Annotated in this window: 14 protein-coding genes; 6 read left to right on the top strand and 8 right to left on the bottom strand. The window is 67.6% G+C overall.

The window, feature by feature from the left end:
• The first annotated feature begins 26 nt into the window (after nt 1–26).
• Nucleotides 27–1,511 (top strand): M48 family metalloprotease, encoded by a 1,485-nt coding sequence (locus HB681_RS22915; RefSeq protein ID WP_256735075.1) that lies wholly within the window; start codon nt 27–29, stop codon nt 1,509–1,511.
• Between the two features lie 89 nt (nt 1,512–1,600).
• On the top strand, nt 1,601–6,838 hold the full coding sequence (locus tag HB681_RS22910; protein WP_345944728.1) for an amino acid adenylation domain-containing protein: 5,238 nt from the start codon (nt 1,601–1,603) through the stop codon (nt 6,836–6,838).
• 122 nt (nt 6,839–6,960) lie between these two features.
• On the opposite strand, the gene HB681_RS22905 is transcribed toward HB681_RS22910, so the two are convergent.
• From HB681_RS22905 to HB681_RS22895, 3 genes are all read right to left on the bottom strand, one after another.
• Nucleotides 6,961–7,299, bottom strand: a complete 339-nt coding sequence (locus HB681_RS22905) for a phage holin family protein (protein ID WP_213957176.1) — start codon at nt 7,297–7,299, stop codon at nt 6,961–6,963.
• 79 nt (nt 7,300–7,378) lie between these two features.
• A complete protein-coding gene (locus tag HB681_RS22900) occupies nt 7,379–7,849 on the bottom strand; it encodes a hypothetical protein (protein ID WP_213957175.1) in 471 nt (156 codons plus the stop codon).
• A 57-nt stretch (nt 7,850–7,906) separates the two neighbouring features.
• Nucleotides 7,907–8,638, bottom strand: coding sequence for a TerC family protein (locus HB681_RS22895; protein WP_213957174.1), 732 nt, complete (start codon nt 8,636–8,638; stop codon nt 7,907–7,909).
• 432 nt (nt 8,639–9,070) lie between these two features.
• On the opposite strand from HB681_RS22895, the gene HB681_RS22890 reads away from it, so the two are divergent.
• On the top strand, nt 9,071–9,532 hold the full coding sequence (locus HB681_RS22890; RefSeq protein ID WP_213957173.1) for a DUF3717 domain-containing protein: 462 nt from the start codon (nt 9,071–9,073) through the stop codon (nt 9,530–9,532).
• A gap of 6 nt (nt 9,533–9,538) precedes the next feature.
• Nucleotides 9,539–10,267, top strand: a complete 729-nt coding sequence (locus HB681_RS22885) for a sulfite exporter TauE/SafE family protein (protein WP_213957172.1) — start codon at nt 9,539–9,541, stop codon at nt 10,265–10,267.
• Between the two features lie 109 nt (nt 10,268–10,376).
• On the opposite strand, the gene HB681_RS22880 is transcribed toward HB681_RS22885, so the two are convergent.
• Nucleotides 10,377–10,937 (bottom strand): YaeQ family protein, encoded by a 561-nt coding sequence (locus tag HB681_RS22880; RefSeq protein ID WP_213957171.1) that lies wholly within the window; start codon nt 10,935–10,937, stop codon nt 10,377–10,379.
• A 55-nt stretch (nt 10,938–10,992) separates the two neighbouring features.
• A complete protein-coding gene (purB, locus tag HB681_RS22875; RefSeq protein WP_213957170.1) occupies nt 10,993–12,372 on the bottom strand; it encodes an adenylosuccinate lyase in 1,380 nt (459 codons plus the stop codon).
• Between the two features lie 125 nt (nt 12,373–12,497).
• On the opposite strand from purB, the gene HB681_RS22870 reads away from it, so the two are divergent.
• Entirely contained in the window at nt 12,498–13,112 is a 615-nt protein-coding gene (locus HB681_RS22870) for a glutathione S-transferase N-terminal domain-containing protein (RefSeq protein ID WP_213957169.1), read from the top strand.
• Nucleotides 13,113–13,411: 299 nt separating this feature from the next.
• On the opposite strand, the gene HB681_RS22865 is transcribed toward HB681_RS22870, so the two are convergent.
• Complete coding sequence (locus tag HB681_RS22865) at nt 13,412–13,975, bottom strand: glutathione peroxidase (RefSeq protein ID WP_213957168.1); 564 nt, start codon at nt 13,973–13,975, stop codon at nt 13,412–13,414.
• A gap of 122 nt (nt 13,976–14,097) precedes the next feature.
• Between HB681_RS22865 and HB681_RS22860 the strand changes: the two genes are divergently transcribed.
• Entirely contained in the window at nt 14,098–14,955 is an 858-nt protein-coding gene (locus tag HB681_RS22860; protein WP_213957167.1) for a ferritin-like domain-containing protein, read from the top strand.
• Between the two features lie 58 nt (nt 14,956–15,013).
• Here the strand turns inward: HB681_RS22860 and HB681_RS22855 are convergent, their stop codons facing one another.
• Both HB681_RS22855 and glnE read right to left on the bottom strand, forming a co-directional pair.
• A complete protein-coding gene (locus tag HB681_RS22855) occupies nt 15,014–16,042 on the bottom strand; it encodes a septal ring lytic transglycosylase RlpA family protein (RefSeq protein ID WP_213957166.1) in 1,029 nt (342 codons plus the stop codon).
• Nucleotides 16,043–16,049: 7 nt separating this feature from the next.
• The gene (glnE, locus tag HB681_RS22850) at nt 16,050–18,836 is read right to left on the bottom strand and encodes a bifunctional [glutamate--ammonia ligase]-adenylyl-L-tyrosine phosphorylase/[glutamate--ammonia-ligase] adenylyltransferase (protein WP_213957165.1); all 2,787 of its coding nucleotides are present in this window, start codon (nt 18,834–18,836) and stop codon (nt 16,050–16,052) included.
• Nucleotides 18,837–18,859 lie beyond the last annotated feature (23 nt).

The raw sequence follows: 18,859 nt of genomic DNA, 5'->3' as shown, positions 1-18,859 counted from the left end.
CCGTCCTGATCGCGTGCCAGATCGTGATGCCGCCGCTCGCGGCCGCCCAGATGCAGGGCTTGCCCGGCATGGGCGACGGCGAAATGACCGCCAGCGCCGAACGCCAGCTGGGCGACACCGTCGCACGCCAGATCTACCGCGACAACGACTACCTCGACGACCCGGTGCTGGTCGAGTACATCAACGACATCTGGCAGAAGCTGCTGGCCGCCGCCCGCGTGCGCGGCGAACTCACGCCGGAACTCGACGAGCGCTTCGCCTGGACGATCCTGCTCGGCCGTGACCGTGACATCAATGCCTTCGCCCTGCCGGGCGGCTACATGGGCGTGAACACCGGCCTGATCGCCGTTGTCGGCAGCCGCGACGAGATGGCCACCGTGCTCGGCCACGAGCTGTCGCACATCACCCAACGGCACATCTCGCGCATGCTCAGCCGCGACGCTCGCAACATGCCGGTGATGCTCGCGGCCATGGTGCTGGGCATGCTGGCCGCGGCCAAGAGCGGCAGCCGCAGCGGCGCCGACATCGGCCAGGCCGTGGCGATGGGCGGCCAGGCGGCCGCCATGCAGGGCCAGCTCAATTTCTCGCGCGACATGGAGCGCGAGGCCGACCGCATCGGCTTCGGCGTGATGACCCAGGCCGGCTATGCGCCCCAGGGCGCGGCCGCGATGTTCGAGAAGCTGCAATACGCCTCCCGCCTCAACGACAACGGCTCCTACCCCTACCTGCGCAGCCACCCGCTGACCACCGAGCGCATCGCCGACATGCAGGGCCGCGCCCAGTTCAAGCCGGGCGCCGACGTCGTCATGCCGCTGGTGATGGACCACGCCATGATCTCGTCGCGCGCGCGGGTTATGTCGCGCCCCGGCGTCGACATCCTGCGGGTCTGGATCCAGTCCGTGGCCACCGGTGAATTCGCCAGGAGCCCGCCGGCGCAGCAGGCCGGCATGCTCTACGCCGCGGCCCTGTCGGCCGATGAGCTGAAGGACTTCGGCGCCGCGCGCGACCTGGTCGCACGCCTGCGCGAACGCACGGCCGGCAACGCGCCGGCGGCCCGGCTGGCACGACTGCTTGCCGCCGAGATCGAACTTTCCGCCGGCCAGCCCGCGCGCGCCGCCGCCCTGCTCGACGCCAAGGCCCGCGACCGGCCCGAGATGCTCCTGTCCGCGCAAGCCGGCGTCGCCACGCGCAACCCGGCGCCCATGATCCCGCCGCTGCGCGACTGGGTCGCCACCCATCCGCGCGACGCGACCGCCTGGCGCACCCTCAGCACGCTCTACAACGCCCAGGACGAACCGCTGCGTGCGATCCGCGCCGACGCGGAAGCCAACGTCGCCATCCTCGACTACGTCGCCGCGCGGGACCGCTTCAAGGCGGCCCAGGACCTGGCCCGCCAGCCCGGCGCCGGTCCGGTGGACCATTACGAGGCTTCCATCATCGATACCCGGGCGCGCGAGGTCGACCGGTTGTTGCGGGAGCAAATGATCGAGGAGAAGAAGGGCCAGCGGTGACCTGCGTCACGATTCGGGGGAATCATCGGTATCGGCAGGGCGAGGTACGCCGCTACTATCAGCGCTAGTACTTCCTGTTACCCCCAGCCTTGCCCGCCGCTATCCGCAGCGCGGGCGGACCAAGTTTCCCTGTTTTGACCCAAGCCATCTATCCAGGGAGGGCCGCGCAAATCGCGGTCACTCACCGCACACTTGCGGCACTTTTCGAATCGCGATGCGCCGAGGGAGGCGACCGCGTGGCGTATGCCGTGGTGCGCGACGACCTGACATTGGCCGAAAGCGTGAGCTTTGCCGAACTCGGGGTGCGATGCCGCGACCTGGCACGACGCCTGGCCCAGGTCACCCGCCCTGGTGACCGCGTATTGCTCGCGCTGCCCACCGGCCTGGATTTCGCCTGCGCATTCTGGGCCTGCATGCTGTCGGGCCGTGTGGCCGTGCCGGTGCCGGCCCCGGACCCGATCCGCTGGCGTCGGGCCGCCCCGCGGCTGCGCGGCATCGTCGGGGATGCCGGCGCAAGCCTGGTCCTGATTGCCGAATCCATGCGCCAGGCCGCGGCCGATCTCGGCGCGCACACCGGCGCCGGCCCGCGCTGGTTGACGCCCGCTGAACTCCAGGCCATCGAGCCCGATCCGGCCGCGCCTGGCGATCCGGTCGTGGAGCCTGGAACGCTGGCCTACCTCCAGTACACCTCGGGCTCGACCTCGGAGCCGCGCGGCGTGTGCCTCAGCCATGCCAACGCGCTGGCCAATGCACGCTCGTTGGCCACGGCGGCCGGTGTGCAGCGGCACAGCCGGCTGCTCACTTGGCTGCCGCAATTCCACGACTTCGGCCTGATGACCGGCCTGCTCGCGCCAATGATGGCCGGCGCCAGCAGCTGGTTGATGTCCCCCCTGACCTTCCTGCGCCGGCCGCTGCGTTGGCTCGATGCCATCAGCGCATTCGGCATCACGCACAGCGGCGCGCCCGATTCCGCCTACGCCGCATGCGTGCGCCAGTTGGCGGGCCAGCCCTATGCCGGCGATCTTTCAACGGTGGTGTCGTTCAGCTGCGGCGCAGAGCCGGTGCGTGTCGCCACCGTGCAAGGTTTTCTGGAAGTCGGCGCGCCCGCAGGCCTGCGGCCCCAGGCGTTTTCGGCGGGCTTCGGCCTTGCCGAGGCGGTGCTCGCGGTGACGAGCAGCAAGCCCGACCAGCCACCGCGCCTGCTCGGCGTGAATGCGGCGGCCTTGCGCTCCCATCTCGTCCTGCCGCAGGCCATCGACCATCCCGCCAGCCAGGCGCTCGTCAGTTGCGGGCCGCCAATGCAGGACACCGAACTGGCCATCGTCGACATCGACACGCGCACCCGCTGCGCTGGCGATGGCGTCGGCGAAATCTGGGTGCGCTCGCCGAGCGTCGGCTCCGGCTACTGGCGCCAGGACGCGTTGTCCAGTGCCACTTTCGGGGCCACCCTGGCGGACGGCTCGGGCCCCTGGTTGCGCACCGGCGACTTCGGCTTTGTCGAGGGCGGCGAGCTGTTCGTCACCGGGCGCCACAAGGACCTGATCATCGTCCACGGCGAGAACCACTACCCGCAAGATCTCGAACAAACCGCGGAACAGGCGCATCCCGGCCTGCGCGCCGGCTTCACCGCGGCCTTCGGTGTCGACAACGGCCAGGGCGAAGCCGTGGTGCTGCTGCTCGAGATGGAGCGCCGCGCGGACCCGGACGCCGCCGCCGCCGTCGCGCGCACGGTGCGCCGGGCCGTCGCGCAGGCGCACGACGTGCCCGTCGAGGCCGTGGCATTGGTCCGGGCGGGCGCCCTGCCGCGCACCTCCAGCGGCAAGATCCAGCGACAGGCATGCCGCAGCGCGTACCTCGCCGGTGAACTCGAGCTCCTGGCGCGCGAGGCGCAAGCGCCGGATGCGCGGCAAGTGCCGCCGCGCGATGCAGCCGAACAGGCCGTGTGGGACATCTGGCAGGAAGTGCTCGGCACTCGCGCGTTCGGCGTCCACGATCACTTTGCCGAACTGGGCGGCACCTCGCTGACGATGTCGCAGGTCGCATCGCGCCTGCAGGATCGCCTGGGCGTGGTGCTTCCGCTGCAGGCGCTGTTCGAGCAACCCACGGTCGCCGCGCTGGCGGGACGGGTGGCCGAGGCCTTGCGCGACGACCCGCCGCGCGCGCCGGAAACGCCGATCCTGCCGGTGCGACGTGGCCAGCCGCTGCCTGCGTCGCTGTCGCAGCGGCGCATGTGGGTCATCCAGCAGTTCAATCCGGCTTCCGTGGCCTACAACGTGGCGGTCTCGCTGCGGCTGCGGGGTCCGCTCGACCGCGGCCTGCTGCAGCGCGTGATCGACCATCTGGTCGAGCGCCACGAAGGCTTGCGCACGCATTTCGAGATGCAGGGGCCGGAGCCCGTCCAGCTGATCGCGGCAAGCCTGCAGCGTGACATCGAATACATCCCGCTCCAGTCCCTGCAACCCGCCGAGCGGATGCACAAGGGGCGCGCCCTGCTGCGCGATCGCGCGTCCACGCCCTTCGACCTGGCGCAGCCGCCGTTGCACCGCGCCACGCTCGTGGGCCTGGATGACGACGACCATCTCTTCCTGTGGCTCATGCACCATGCCATCACCGACAACTGGTCGATGGCACTCCTGATGCGCGAAGTGCTGGCGCTCTATTCCGCCTGGCTCGGCGGCCGCGAGGCGTGCCTCCCGGCATTGCCCGTCGAATATGCCGACTATGCCGCCTGGCAGCGTGCGCCGGAAACGGTGCGGCAGCGCCAGCACCAGATGGCGTACTGGATCGAGCGCCTGCGCGGCTTGCAGCCCATGCAGTTGCCGACCGACTTCTCGCGGCCCGCATTCGCCGGCTTTCACGGGGCCAAGGTCACTGCGAGCCTGCCTGCACGGTTGAGCGAGGCCCTGCGCAGCTTTTGCGCGCGTCATGCGGCGACGCCGTTCATGGTCCTGCTGGCGGCGTTCAAGCTCATGCTCTCGCGCCAGGCCGGCAGCACCGACATCGCGGTCGGAACGCCCATCGCCAACCGCCACCACCTCGCCACCGAGCAACTGGTCGGCACGCTGGTCAACACGCTGGTGATGCGCACCGACCTCTCGGGCGACCCCGCGTTCTCGCAACTCGTGCTGCGCGTGCGCGAGACCGCGCTGGGCGCCTATGCGCACCAGGACGCGCCCTTCGACGAACTGGTCGAGGCGCTGGGGCAGGGCGGCGTCGCGCAGCCCGATGGCCTCGTGCGCGTGCTGTTCAACGTGCTCAATGCGCCGCTCGGACGGCTGGAGCCGGTGCCCTTCGCCTACGAGGAATACCCGCTGGAGCGCACCGCGTCGCAGTTCGATTTCTCGCTGCACATCGACACCGAATTCGCACACCGCATCCACCTCGAATACTCCACCGACCTGTATGCCGCGGTGACGGCCGAGCGCATGCTGGAGAACTACCTCGCGCTGGTGGAGCAGGTGCTGCTCGAACCTGAATGGCCGCTGTCGGCGTATCCGATCGTCGCCCCAGCCCAACTCGCGTTGCTGCACAAGCACTGGAATGCCACGCAGCTGGCCCTGCCCGCGCAACTGCTGGTGCACCGTCATCTGCGCACGGACAGCGCGGCATTGCGTGATGCCGTCGCCGTCGTGGACGCATCGGACCTTCGTTTGCGCTATGCGGAGCTGGACGCGCGCTCTAACGCGCTGGCGCGCGCCTTGCGCAGCCGCGGCATTGCCCGCGGCCATCGTGTCGGGCTGTGCCTGCCGCGCGACGCGGGCATGCTGGTGGCGCTGCTCGCGGTGCTGAAGTCCGGCGCGGCCTACGTCCCGCTGGATCCCGCCTTCCCGGTCAGCCGGCTGGCCTACATGGCCGCCGATGCGGAGCTGTCCGCCATCCTGACGCCGCCGGAGCTGACCGCGCCCTTTCGGGGCGTCGATGTGCCGCTGCTCGACCCGCAGGATCCCGGCCTGGTCGCAGGCCAATCGGAAGCCGCGCTACCCGCCGATCCCGAGCTGGACGCCGGCCCGCTGAACGCCGCCTACATCATCTACACCTCCGGTTCCACCGGCCAGCCCAAGGGCGTCACGTTGCCGCACCGGGCGGTGGTCAATTTCCTCACGGCGATGGCGCAGGCGCCGGGGCTGCTTGCGAGCGATCGCCTGGTGGCAGTCACCACCTTGTCATTCGACATCGCCGTGCTCGAACTGCTGCTGCCGCTGGCCGTCGGCGCCCAGGTCATCGTGGCCAGCCGGGAGCAGGTCGGGGATCCGACGCAATTGCGCGAGCTGCTGGATCGCCACGAAGCCACCGTGATGCAGGCCACGCCATCGGCCTGGCGCGCGCTGATCGACGCCGGTTGGGCGGGCGGGCCCGGTTTCCGTGCGCTCATCGGCGGCGAGTCGCTCCAGCCTGCGCTGGCCGAACAGCTCATGGAACGTTGCACCGCGCTCTGGAACATGTACGGCCCGACCGAAACCACCGTTTGGTCGACCTGCTGGCAGGTGCAGGCGCCGAGCCAGGGCATCGCAATCGGCCGGCCGATCGCCAACACCACGGTATGGGTGCTGGATCCGCAGGGCCATCCGTGCCCGCCGGGCGTCCCTGGAGAGGCCTGCATCGGCGGCCTGGGCGTGGCGCTCGGCTATCACCGGCGCAACGAGCTGACGGCGAGCCGTTTCGTGCCGGATCGCTGGAGCGACGAGCCCGGCGCGCGCCTGTACCGCACCGGCGACCTGGCCCGCTGGCGGCATGACGGCCTGCTTGAACACCTCGGCCGGCTGGATCATCAGGTCAAGGTGCGTGGCTATCGGATCGAATTGGGCGAGATCGAGATCGCCCTGTCCGGGCATCCCTCGGTGGCCGACAACGTGGTCGTCACGCACACCGAGGGCGAAGACGACGTCCGGCTCGTGGCCTACTGCGTCGCCCGCACGCAGCTGCTCGATCCGGCGGCGCTGCGGGAGCACCTGCGCGCGCGCCTGCCGGAGTACATGCTGCCGCAGCACATCGTGCGACTGGAGGTGCTGCCCTTGCTGCCCAACGGCAAGATCGACCGCAGGGCGCTGCCGCGGCCGGTCGGCGAGGTCCTGCGCGAACCGCGGCAACGCGCGGCGCAGCTGAGCACGCCCGAGGAGATCGCCATTGCGCAGATCTGGTCCGCGCTGCTGGGCGCGGACGACATCTCGCCAGTCGACAACTTCTTCGACCTGGGCGGCCATTCGCTGCTGGCCATGCGCGCCGTGCTCAACATCCGCGAGCGCCTGGGCTGGAACGTCGCGCCCGACCGGCTCATCTATGAAACGCTGGGCCAGATCGCCCGCAAGGAAAACCTGTCGGTGAATTGACGGCGAGCACGCTTGCGGCGAGCAACTCGAAGTTCATTCGTGGGCACCCGCGGAACCGGCTTTGCCGGGCCGCTGGGTGCGCCCCCTGGAGGGGGTGGCGCCGCAGGCGCTTCGGGGGTGGGTCATTTCCCGAGGGCCGCCTCGATGACGATGCCCAGCAGGGAATAGAGCACCGAGCCGATGAGCGCCGCGCTGAAATCGGTCACGTGGAAGCCATCCAGCAAGCCCGACGCAGCCCAGAACATCAAGGCGTTGATCACGAAGAGGAACAGCCCCAGCGTGACGATGGTGACTGGCAAGGTCAGCAGCACCAGCACGGGCCGCACGATCGTATTCAGGAAGCCGATCACGGCGGCCGCGATCAGGGCCGAGCCGAAGCTGCTCACCTGCACCTGGTGATAGAAGTAGGCCACGGTCAGCAGCGCAAAGGCGCTCAGCAGCCATTTGAGGATCAGTCGCATGTTCTCAGGATAACGCGGCGCGACGAAGCGCGGCGAGGGCCGCCGGGGACCAGTTCACACCGGCCAGCGGGAACGGCCCTTACTCCCCCAGTTCGTTGGCCAGCACCAGCAAGGCGCCCATGCCCACCACCGCGCCCGGCAACGCCCAGCCCGAGTGGCCGGCAGCCGGCACATCGGGCGCCACCGGCTCCAGGTCCACGCCCAGCTTGGGCCGGCGTGCGTCGATCACCTTCGACGCGCCGTGCGCCAGCCGCAATTGCTGCGTCATGTCGGCCAGGCGGCCCGTTGCAAGCGAGGGGGTGATCTGGTCGCCGGGACCGCAGAGCACCGGCGTGACCTCGGCCACCGTCTTGGCGAACCATTTGGCGCGCCAGTTCTCGCGTGCGCTGTGACTCACCCATTTGCTGATCCGGTGCGTCATGCGCGGCGCGCAAGCCACCAGGATCCAGTGGCGCGCGCCTCCGGCGGCATCGGTTGCCGGCGCCACCAACCGGGCCATGTGATCGCGCGCATAGGCCGCGTCGTCCACGTACACGATGATCTTTTCCATGATGTGCTCCTGTTGTGAAGGGTGGGACCCGAGCGGGATGCGGCCGCTCGACAAGTCTTACGCGGCAACCTTGTCGTTGCCCGCGCGGCCTTCTTCCGGGGTCCGCGCGCGACGACGCGTCTTCAGCCAGCCGGCGGCCAGCACGCCCACGATGCACAGGACGCACACGCCCCAGTAGGCGATCTGGTTGCTGGTGCTCGAGCCGCCGAACCAGGTGGCCAGCATCTTCTCGTTCACGATCATCTTGCCGGCCGTGAAGGCAAGCACTGCGGCGCCCAGCTGGATGATCACGGGGAAGCGTTGCACCAGCTTCAACACCAGGGTGCTTCCGAACACGACGATCGGCACGCTGATCAGCAAGCCCAGGATCACCAGCACGAAGTCGCCATGCGCAGCGCCGGCCACGCCCAGCACGTTGTCGATGCCCATCAGCGCGTCGGCGATCACGATGGTCTTCATCGCGCCCCAGAAGGTGGTCACGCCGGCGCTGGCGTGCTCGTCGTCGCCGTCATGCGTGTCGGCCAGCAGCTTGTAGGCGATGTAGAGCAGGCCCAGTCCGCCCACGAGCATCAAGCCCGGAATCTTCAGCAGCCAGACCACGCCGACCGTCATGGCCGAGCGCACGACGATCGCGCCCACCGTGCCCCAGACGATGGCCTTTCGTTGATGTTCCCTGGGCAGGCTGCGCGCGGCCAGTGCGATGACGATCGCGTTGTCGCCCGCGAGGACGAGGTCGATCAGGATGATGGCCAGCAAGGCCGAAAACCAGGGGGCGGAAAAAAGCTCCATGTGCAAGTCACTCCAGTACGTTCCGATTCATTCCGCAGGTGGGGAAGAGTCGACTGGAGGATCGGGGCCGGGTGTTCCGGAGATCTCTAGAGCGCTTCGACCAAACCTTTGACGGGTTCAAATCGAAGGTCTTGCTCAACAGCGCGCCAGAGGCGCGATGCCCGACAGACCGGAAGTGTTGTGCTTCGTATTGACGGCCTGACGATATCCATTGCAAGGTGCGATGGACGGGAGCTACTCCCCTTCGGAAGGTGGATTAAAGCATCGCGATTGCCCGCACCGCAACCTCGAATGCGGCGTTTCACATGGAAAAAAGGTCCGCTACGCCTATCCTGAGGGAGTCTGTTGCTATGAATTCAATAGCATAAAGACCTTTGGAGCGTTCGGGGCTTGCCCGGTCTATGATGCGCGTCCGCTGCTTTCGCCCCGTTCATGGCCGCCATTCACATCACCGACATCGAGGCCGCCATCAATTACTGGCGCGACAGGAGCCCGTCGCCCGACGGCATCACGCTGGCGCCCGAATTGCGCGCGCTGGCCGAGGTCTATGCGCTGATGGTCTACCACCGCGAGGACGAGGTCAGCGAGGTCGGCTTCCCGGCCAAGGCCTGGGCCGCGTGGTTGGAGTGGTATCGCACCACGCCCGACACACCCTGCATCGCCATCTGTTCCACCAGCCAGGGCGACGACCAGTGCAAGGGCTGCGGCCGCAGCTTCGACGAAGTGCAGCACTGGCCAGCGATGACGCCTGCCGAGAAGCGCGGCACCTGGCGGCGCATCACCATGGAAGACACGGCCTGGCGCTTCAACAAGTACGCCGAGCGCGCACGCGAAGCGGAGCACGTCTGGCCTGACGAGTCCGCCCCCGACATTCCGTCAACCGTCGGCGACTGACGCGGCTTGGCTGCCTACGCGTTCGTGCTGCTCGTGGGGCTGGTGGCGGGCGCCGTGAGCGGCGTCATCGGCACGGGCTCCTCGATCATGTTGCTGCCGGTGCTCGTCTACGCCTTCGGGCCCAAGCAGGCGGTGCCGGTGATGGCCGTCGCCGCGATCATGGCCAACCTCTCGCGCGTGATGGCATGGTGGCGCGAGGTCGACTGGCGTGCCTTCGCAGCCTATTCGGTGACCGGCGCCCCGGCCGCGGCGCTGGGTGCACGCACCTTGCTGCAGCTGCCGGCCACGCTCATCGACGTGTTGCTGGGCATCTTCTTCATTTCGATGGTGCCGTTTCGCCATTGGGTGCAGCGGCGCGCCTTCAAGGTCCGGCTGTGGCAGATGGCCGTCGCGGGCGGGGCCATCGGCTTTCTCACGGGGGTGGTGCTGTCCACCGGGCCGCTGAGCGTGCCGGTGTTCGCGGCCTATGGCCTGGTCAAGGGCGCGTTCCTCTCGACCGAGGCGGCCAGTTCGCTGGTGCTGTACGTCAGCAAGGTGCTGACCTTCCGGGGGCTGGGCGCCATGCCGGCGGAGGTGCTGGTACAGGGGCTGGTCGTCGGGTCGTCGCTGATGGCCGGCACCTTTGCGGGCAAGGCGATGGTGCTGCGACTCAGCCCGCGCGCCTTCCAGTACATGCTTGACGCCTTGTTGCTGGGATCGGGCGTGGCGTTGCTGCTGGCCGCCACGCAGCACTGATACGACTTCGCAATCAACGCATCACTGCGTCGGATCGCATTGCCGTGCTACAGCACTGTCTGCGGCGCTTCGCCTTGTTCTGCGCTTGATTTCAAAGTCGTGTGAGGCGCTACTTCAGACGGACCAGCTCGATGTCGATGCTTTCGGCGCCATTGCCGAGCGTCAACGTGTTCTCGTGCACCGTGGCCTGCAGTTGCATGCTGCGCTCCGCAAGCCTGGCGACGGCCTGCGAAGTCTCGCTCGGCACCCGCCATACCTGCAGGTTCTGCGGGCGCGTCAGCTTGTTCTCGATGCCCTTCCACCAGATGCCCGCCGCATGGCTGAAGCAATAGACGATCACCTGGTCGGCCTTGCCGCAGGCCTTGATGATGGGCTTCTCTTCAGGCTGGCCGACTTCTATCCATAGCTTCACCTCGCCGGTGAAGTCGCGCAGCCAGACGTCCGGTTCATCGACGTTCGACAGCCCCGCGCCGAAGGTCAGCGTGCCATCGCCCTGGACCACGTCCTGCAGCTTGTACGCATTGAGCGCGAGCGCGACGAGCCGGATCATCATCCGCTCGTCGTTCTCGCTTGGATGCCGAGCCAGCGTCAGCGCATGGTCGGCGTAGTAGTTGTGGTCGATGTCGGCAACGGCGACGTTCGCCTTGAAGATGGTGGATTTGAGGGCCATCAGGTTCGCCGACGAATCAGCCCCCTTGGGGGGCAGGGAGGAAGAGTGTTTTCGCTCATGCGCGCTTCGCGAGTTCGGCGGCCTTGCCCGTATACGAGCCGGGCGTCATGGCCAGCAAGCGGTCCTTCTCCGGTTGCGGAATCTCCAGCGAGCGGATCAGCCCATGCAAGGCCTCGGCCGTCACGGTCTTGCCGCGCGTGACTTCCTTCAGTTGCTCGTAGGCACCCTGCACGCCAAAACGGCGCATGACGGTCTGGATCGGCTCGGCCAGCACTTCCCACGAGGCGTCGAGGTCGTCCGCCAGCGCCTGCTCGTTGAGCTCCAGCTTGCCGAGTCCCGTGGCCAGGCTCGCATACGCCAGCGCCGTGTAGCCGAAGCCCACGCCGATGTTGCGCAGCACCGTGCTGTCGGTCAGGTCGCGTTGCCAGCGACTGATCGGCAGCTTCTCGCTCAGGTGGCGCAGCACCGCGTTGGCCAGGCCGAGGTTGCCTTCGGCGTTCTCGAAGTCGATCGGGTTGACCTTGTGCGGCATCGTCGACGAGCCGATCTCGCCCTTCTTCAGGCGCTGCTTGAAGTAACCCAGGCTCACGTAGCCCCAGATGTCGCGCGCGAAGTCGATCAGGATCGTGTTGGTGCGCGCGAACGCGTCAAACAGCTCGGCCATGTAGTCGTGCGGCTCGATCTGGATGCTGTAGGGCTGGAAACCCAGGCCCAGGCCCTGGGGCGCCGGCGTCTCGACGACCTTGCGGCTGAAGCCTTCCCAGTCGAACTCCGGCCAGGCCGCGATGTGCGCGTTGTAGTTGCCCACGGCGCCGTTCATCTTGCCGAGCAGGGCCACCGATGCGATCTGCCCGCGGGCCTTGGCCAGCCGCACCGCCACGTTGGCGATCTCCTTGCCGACCGTGGTCGGGCTGGCGGTCTGGCCGTGGGTGCGGCTCAGCATCGGCACTTCGGCGAACTTGCCGGCCATGTCGCGCAGGGTGGCAATGATGCCGTCGAGCGCGGGCAGCATCACCTTGTCGCGTGCGACCTGGATCTGCAGGGCGTGGCTGGTGTTGTTGATGTCTTCGCTGGTGCAGGCGAAATGGACGAACTCGGAGGCGGCGAGCAATTCAGGCCGGGCCTCGAACTTCGACTTGATCCAGTACTCCACGGCCTTGACGTCGTGGTTGGTGGTTTTCTCGATGTCCTTGATGGCCAGGGCGTCGGCCTCGGAAAAGTTGGATACCAGCCCCATGAGGTACTTGCGGGCGCCGCCGCTGAGCGGCTTGAATTCGGCGAACCCGGCGTCCGACAGCGCGATGAACCATGCCACCTCGACCTGGACGCGCCGGTGCATGTAGCCCTGCTCGCTCATCAGCGGCCGCAGCGCGCCGAGTTTGCCGGCATAACGGCCGTCGAGGGGAGACAGGGCGGAAACAGTGGAGAAGGTCATCCTTCAATTTTAGGTGCCGGCTGTGGCGTTTCCCCCTCGCTCTCCGCCGACGGTCAGTTCCCCGCGGGGAGGTTCCCCTAGAATCAAAAAGCTACAACGAATGTCACCCTGAGGGAAGAGCCCGCATGAAATTGATCGGATCCGCCGCCAGTCCTTATGTGCGCAAGGTGCGCGTGGTCATGGCCGAGAAGCGGCTGGATTACCAGTTCATCAAGGAAGATGTCTGGGCCGATGACACCACCATCAGCCAGTCCAACCCGCTGGGCAAGGTGCCGTGCCTGATCATGGACGGCAGTGAGGCGATGTTCGATTCGCGCGTCATCGTCGAATACCTCGACACCCTCTCTCCTGTCGGCAAGCTCATTCCCCAGCAAAGCCGCGAGCGCGCCGAGGTCAAGACCTGGGAAGCGCTGGCCGATGGCGTGATGGACGCGGGCATCCTCTGGCGCCTGGAAGCCACTTGGCCCAAGCGCGCCGACGGCGAGCGCAGCCAGGCCTGGATGGATCGCCAGCGCGCCAAGGTCGAAGGCGGCATTGCCGCCATGTCCAAGGGACTCGGCGACAAGCCCTTCTGCAGCGGTATCCACCTGAGTCTGTCCGACATTGCGGTCGGCTGTGCGCTGGGCTGGGTCAGCTTCCGCTTTCCCGACATTGACTGGCGCGGCGAGCATGCCAACCTGGCCAAGCTGTCCGACAAGCTGCACTTGCGGCCGAGCTTCGCGGACACGCTGCCGGCCTGAACCCGGCGCTTTTCCTGGCGCGTTCCCGTTGGGCCCTCACGGAGCCCGCCGGTCCTTCCAATACAAAAATGCTGCGAGGCGCCCCGTGCGAAGAGGGAGGGAGGGAGGAGGAGAAGAATCGCCTCGGGATTTCAGCCGGACATGAATGCCCGGAAGACCTCGCAGCATGAAAACCAATCAGGCGCTCATCGCCTGTGGGTTTAGGAGGAAAGCCGCTGCGTCGAGGTTCCCGCCCCGAAGGTAAACATTTGTGAAGCAGATGCCGGAAGCTGTCGATACCGTTTTCGATTCGCCGTCACTCACTTCGCGGCCAGCTGCTTTTCAAGCTCGCGGACGAAATCCTTGCTGTCGGGCGTCGTCATGCTCGAATAGCTGTCGACCACCTTTCCATCGCGGCCGATCAGGTACTTGTAGAAGTTCCACTTGGGCGTCGTGCCCGAGATCTGGGCGAGTTCCTTGAACAGCGGATTGGCCTCCGGGCCGCGCACCGACGACTTGGCGAACATCGGGAATTTCACGCCGAAAGTGCTCTCGCAAAAATCGGCAATCTCCTTGTTGGAGCCAGTTTCCTGGGCGAAATCGTTCGACGGGAAGCCCAGCACCGCGAGGCCGCGCCCACGGTATTTGCTGTCGAGCGCCTCCAGACCCTTGTACTGCGGCGTGAAGCCGCAGAAGCTCGCGGTGTTGACGATCAGCACCACCTTGCCGGAATACTGGCAAAGAGATTGGGGTTTTTCGTCTTGCAAACGTGGGAAGGTGTGGTGCAGGATCGGAGGGCAGGCGGCCTCCGGCTGGGCCAGCGCTGCGGCGGGGGCCAACGCGGCGGCCGTCAATGACGTGAAAAGCAGGGAGCGTAAGTGCATCGGGTATCTCCAGCGGCATGGCGCATCCAATTCGGCGATGCGCGTGTTCCGCATCATCGCGCGCTTGTCACGGCCGTGCCAAACCCTGCCGACTAAAATCCCTCGGCTTAAGAAAGACATCGATGCTCTACCCGGAACTTTTCAGACAACTCGAATCCGTCCGTTGGGACATGGACCGGGACATTCCGTGGCAGTCCTTCGATGCGACCAAGCTGTCGGCAGAGCAGGCGCAAACCATCAAGATGAATGCCATCACCGAATGGTCGGCCCTCCCGGCCACGGAGATGTTCCTGCGCGACAACCGGCACGACAGCGATTTTTCGGCGTTCATGTCGATCTGGTTCTTCGAGGAGCAGAAGCATTCGCTGGTGCTGATGGAATATCTCAAGCGCTTCAGCCCCGAACATGCCCCGACCGAGCAGGAACTGCATGAAGTCCGCTTCGACTTCGATCCGGCGCCGCCGCTGGAGACGCTGATGCTGCATTTCTGCGGCGAGATCCGGCTCAATCACTGGTATCGCCGCGCGGCCGAATGGCACACCGAACCGGTCATCAAGCACATCTACACCACGCTGAGCCAGGACGAGGCCCGCCACGGCGGCGCGTACCTGCGCTACATGAAGCGCGCGATGGAAAAGTTCGGCGACGAGGCCCGTGCCGCCTTCACCAAGGTCGGCGTGCTGATGGCCAGCGCGCGCCGCACAGCACAGGCGCTGCATCCGACCAACCTGCACGTGAACAAGGCGCTGTTTCCAAACGACACCATCCAGAGCCGCATGCCCGACCCGGACTGGCTCGAGCACTGGCTCGACAAGCAGATCAAGTTCGACGCCGTCTGGGAAACCAAGGTCGGCGAGCGCATCCTGCACAACATGAGCCTGCTGATGAACCGCAGCTTCAAGACGGTGCAGGAACTCAATCGCTACCGCAAGGAGCTCGCAGCGAGTCTGGGGCCCAAGCCCGAATACCAGGGCGCCTGACCGAAGGCAGGCATCTTTCTGCCACGGCCACCGGTCGCGGGCCTGCGGCAGGGGTCCTTCAGCGCCGCTCGACGATGACCGGCGCCAGGTTCAGGCCGTTGCGGACCTGCTCGCCAGCCGTCTGGGCCGATTCGCGCGTGGCGTAGGGGCCGGCCTGCAGGCGGTGCATGCCGTTCTCGCTGAACACCATCATCTTCAGCGCCGGCATCTGCTTCGACACCTTCTCCTGGAAGGCGGCTGCGCCCTCGCGCTGGCTGAAGGCGCCCAATTGCACCCAGAAGCCGGTTGCGGGCGCAGGCTTCTCCGCGGCGCCTGTCGCGGTGCCGGGCGGGGGATTCGCGGTGGCGCGCGGCAACGGGATGGGGCTCATGGGCGCCAGGTCCGTGCCCATGGCGCCACGCGGCGGCGGCGCGGAGACTTCCGTCGTCAGGCCGACCGGCACGGCGACGGCGTCCGATGGCGGCAGTCGCGCCGACGTATCTTGCGCCACGGCGGCGTCGCCTGGACGTCGCCACGCGCCCGTGCGGATGTCCTGGTTGGTGATGCGCTCGATCTCCACCGGCGCCACGCCACGCAGCAGGTCGAGCTTCAGTGCCGCCGTGTAGCTCAGGTCGATGACGCGGCCATCGACGAAGGGGCCGCGGTCGTTCACCCGCACGATCACCTCGCGCCCGTTGGCCGGGTTGCGCACGCGCGCGTAGCTGGGCAGCGGCAGCGTCTTGTGCGCGGCCGTCATGGCGTACATGTCGTAGGGTTCGCCGCTCGCGGTCGAGCCACTGTGGAACTTGCGGCCATACCAGGAGGCCAGGCCGCTCTCGCGGAACGGTCGATCGTCGACCATGGGCACATAGGTCTGGCCCAGCGCGACATAGGGCTTGCTGGTGCTGCCGCTGGCGCGGATGCTTTCGACGCGCGGCTCCGCATCGGGCACGCGGTCGAGGTTGGCGGGTACGCTGGCTTCGGCGCCATCGCTGCCGCTGCGCGGACCGCTGGCGCAGCCGGCGAGTGCAGCGGCCAGTGCCGCGGCCACCAGCACCGGTGCGGCGCAGGTGAACGGCGTCAGCGCCTCGCGTGTTGCCCCCGGCATGCCGCGCTCAGCCAAAGGCCGCATTCCACAAGGCGAGCATCGCCGTGCGCTCGGCCACCAGCGAGGTCAGCGGCACCTGGGTCGGATCTTCGTTGAGGCGGGCCACGTGCTGCACGCGGCGCAGCTCACGATAGGCCACGCCCGCGTCGCGGCCCACGCCGGGTGGCAGCAGGCCGGCGTCTTCGGCGCGCTGCAGCAGCGCGATGTTGCCGACATTCGGCAGCAGCGTCGGAAAACGTGCGCTGGCCGACAGCACCATGTACTGCACCACGAACTCGGCATCGACCATGCCGCCGGGGCTGTGCTTGACGTCGAACCGATCGGCCTTGACCGGGTGCGCCGAACGCACCTTGTCGCGCATCGCGACGATCTGCACCTTGAGCGCATCGAGGTCGCGGATCGAGGTGATCGTGGCCTCGCGCACGGCGTCGAAACGCCGGCCGAGTTCCGGGTCGCCGAGCACGAAGCGAGCGCGGGTCATGGCCTGGTGCTCCCAGGTCCACGCGGTGTTGCTGCCGCGGCCGAGCTGGTACTTCTCGTAGGCGTCGAAGCTGATGGTCAGCAGGCCGGAGTTGCCGTTGGGACGCAGGGCTGTGTCGATCTCGAACAGATCGCCCTCGGCCGTCTTGACGGTGAGCCAGTTGATGAGCTTGCGCACGTAGGCGGCGTAGACCTCGGCGGCCCGCTCGTCGTCGTCTTCGTAGAGGAAGACGATGTCGAGGTCGCTGCCGTAGCCCAGTTCCTTGCCGCCGAGCTTGCCGTAGCCGACGATGGCGAACTGCGGTTGCGGGCGATGGTGGTTGCGCACCAGTGGCCAGCACCAACGGGCCGTCACGCGCAGCACGGTGTCGGCCAGCGCGCTGAGGTCGTCGGCGACCTGCTCGACGGTGATGCGGCCTTCGACGTCGCGCGCCAGAGTGCGGAACACCTCGGCGTGATGGGCACGCCGCAGCAGGTTGAGCATGGCTTCCTCGTCCGCCTCGCCGGTGCTGCGCAGGGCGCCGCGGCGTTCTTCCAGCTCCTGCTCGAAGGTCTGGGCATCGAAGCGGCTGGTCAGCATGTGGTCGTCGGCCAGTTCGTCGATCACGCCTGGGTGTTTCAGCAGGTAGCGGGCGGGCCACTTGGCCGCGCCCAGCAGCCGCAGCAGGCGGCGCTGCACGGCGGGCCGTTCGACCAGCAGCGCGAGGTAGCTTTCGCGGCGCAGCAGCGGTTCGATCCAGTCGGCCCAGCGCAACGCGGCCTGCAGGTGGTCGGCGACCTCGCCGGCGCCGTCGCCGTCCGCTTCGTCGCGCATCCATTGGCCGGTGCGCTGCACGAGCTGACGCAGGCGCCCCTGGGCTTCCTCGCGCAGGGCCAGCACGCGCGGATGGTCGACCCAGCGCTTGACGCGCTCGGCGAAGGCGGGGGGCAGTTCGTCGAGCAGTCCGGTGATGTCCGCCGGCGTGGCCTGGCCCGACTTGCCGTTGCATTTGCCGTTGCACGGCTTCGGCTCGCCGCCCAGCAGCTTGTCGAACTCCTGCGCCACCAGCTCGCGATGCGCGTCGAGCTGGGTCAGGAATTCGCAGCAATCCGCGTAGCCGAGCGTCTGCGCGATCCAGCGCAGGTCGTCGTCGTTGACGGGCAGTGCGTGGGTCTGCTGGTCGTCGAGATACTGGATGCGGTGCTCGACGCGGCGCAGGAAGACATAGGCCTCGGCCAGCGCGTCGGCGGTCGCCTGCTCCATCAGTCCGGCGCGGGCGAGGCGCTGCAAGGCGTCGAGCGTGGGGCGGGTGCGCAGCTCGGGGTATTGGCCGCCGCGCACCACCTGCAGCAATTGCACGGTGAATTCGATCTCGCGGATGCCGCCACGCGACAGCTTGACGTCGTTGGCGCGCGATGGACGGCCTGCGCTGCGGCGCGCAGCCTGCTCGCGGATCTGCCGGTGCAGCACGCGCAGCGAGTCGAACACGTTGTAGTCGAGGTAGCGGCGGAAGACGAAGGGCAGCACCACGGTGCGCAGCGCCTGCGCGGAGGCATCCGCGATGCAGTCGAAGGGCGCCACAACCCGGCTCTTGAGCCAGGCGAAGCGCTCCCATTCGCGGCCCTGCACCTGGAAATATTCTTCGAGTGCGTCAAGCGAGACCGCGTTCGGCCCCGAGTTGCCGTTGGGCCGCAAGGCGAGGTCGACGCGGAACACGAAGCCGTGCTCGGTGGTGTCGCCGACGAGCGCGTAGATGCGCTTGACCATGCGGCCGAAGAAGTCCTGGTTGGCGAGCTTGCCGCGGCCTGTCGCATCGCCGGCGGTCTCGCCATCGGTGTCGTAGAGGTAGATCAGGTCGATGTCGCTGGAGACGTTGAGTTCGCGTGCGCCCAGCTTGCCCATGCCGACGACCCAGAGGCTGGCCGGCTGGCCGTCCGGGCCGAGCGGTTGGCCATGCACCAGGGCCAGCTCGCGCCGGGCTTCGTGGCAGGCCGTGTCGAGCGCGAACTCGGCAAGCTGCGTCACCGCAGTGGTCACGACCTCCAGGGACGCCTGCGCCTCGCAGTCGAGCGTGACGAGGCGCTCCATCACCAGATTGCGAACGATGCGCAAGGCGTCCGCCACCGAGGAGCCGCGCGCGCGCAAGGCTTCGTAGGCCTGCGTGAAATGGCCGCGCATGGGTGCGCCGGGCGGCAGCAGCGCCAGGTCGGCGGCATAGCGGCGTCGCAGCCGTTGCACGAATCGGGAATGCGATGAAAGCTGCACGGCGGGCGCCGCGGTGGCACCATGGCCATGCGCGTCCGGATTGGAACTGGTCTGAATGCTGGCGGTCATAATTCCTGACACAGCGCGCGATC

The sequence above is a fragment of the Variovorax sp. dw_954 genome (assembly GCF_018449755.1).
GTDB lineage: Bacteria > Pseudomonadota > Gammaproteobacteria > Burkholderiales > Burkholderiaceae_C > Variovorax.
The sequence above is the reverse complement of the archived record's forward strand: the minus strand, read 5'-3'. Positions and strand labels throughout refer to the sequence as shown.

Excerpts from the sequence above, each read along its gene's own strand:
- HB681_RS22890 (WP_213957173.1), top strand. The coding sequence starts at position 9,071 with ATGGCCGCCATTCACATCACCGACATCGAGGCCGCCATCAATTACTGG.
- HB681_RS22855 (WP_213957166.1), bottom strand. The coding sequence starts at position 16,042 with ATGCCGGGGGCAACACGCGAGGCGCTGACGCCGTTCACCTGCGCCGCA.
- HB681_RS22915 (WP_256735075.1), top strand. The coding sequence starts at position 27 with ATGCCGCCGCTCGCGGCCGCCCAGATGCAGGGCTTGCCCGGCATGGGC.
- HB681_RS22880 (WP_213957171.1), bottom strand. The coding sequence starts at position 10,937 with ATGGCCCTCAAATCCACCATCTTCAAGGCGAACGTCGCCGTTGCCGAC.
- HB681_RS22870 (WP_213957169.1), top strand. The coding sequence starts at position 12,498 with ATGAAATTGATCGGATCCGCCGCCAGTCCTTATGTGCGCAAGGTGCGC.
- HB681_RS22905 (WP_213957176.1), bottom strand. The coding sequence starts at position 7,299 with ATGCGACTGATCCTCAAATGGCTGCTGAGCGCCTTTGCGCTGCTGACC.
- HB681_RS22895 (WP_213957174.1), bottom strand. The coding sequence starts at position 8,638 with ATGGAGCTTTTTTCCGCCCCCTGGTTTTCGGCCTTGCTGGCCATCATC.
- purB (WP_213957170.1), bottom strand. The coding sequence starts at position 12,372 with ATGACCTTCTCCACTGTTTCCGCCCTGTCTCCCCTCGACGGCCGTTAT.
- HB681_RS22860 (WP_213957167.1), top strand. The coding sequence starts at position 14,098 with ATGCTCTACCCGGAACTTTTCAGACAACTCGAATCCGTCCGTTGGGAC.
- glnE (WP_213957165.1), bottom strand. The coding sequence starts at position 18,836 with ATGACCGCCAGCATTCAGACCAGTTCCAATCCGGACGCGCATGGCCAT.
- HB681_RS22900 (WP_213957175.1), bottom strand. The coding sequence starts at position 7,849 with ATGGAAAAGATCATCGTGTACGTGGACGACGCGGCCTATGCGCGCGAT.
- HB681_RS22865 (WP_213957168.1), bottom strand. The coding sequence starts at position 13,975 with ATGCACTTACGCTCCCTGCTTTTCACGTCATTGACGGCCGCCGCGTTG.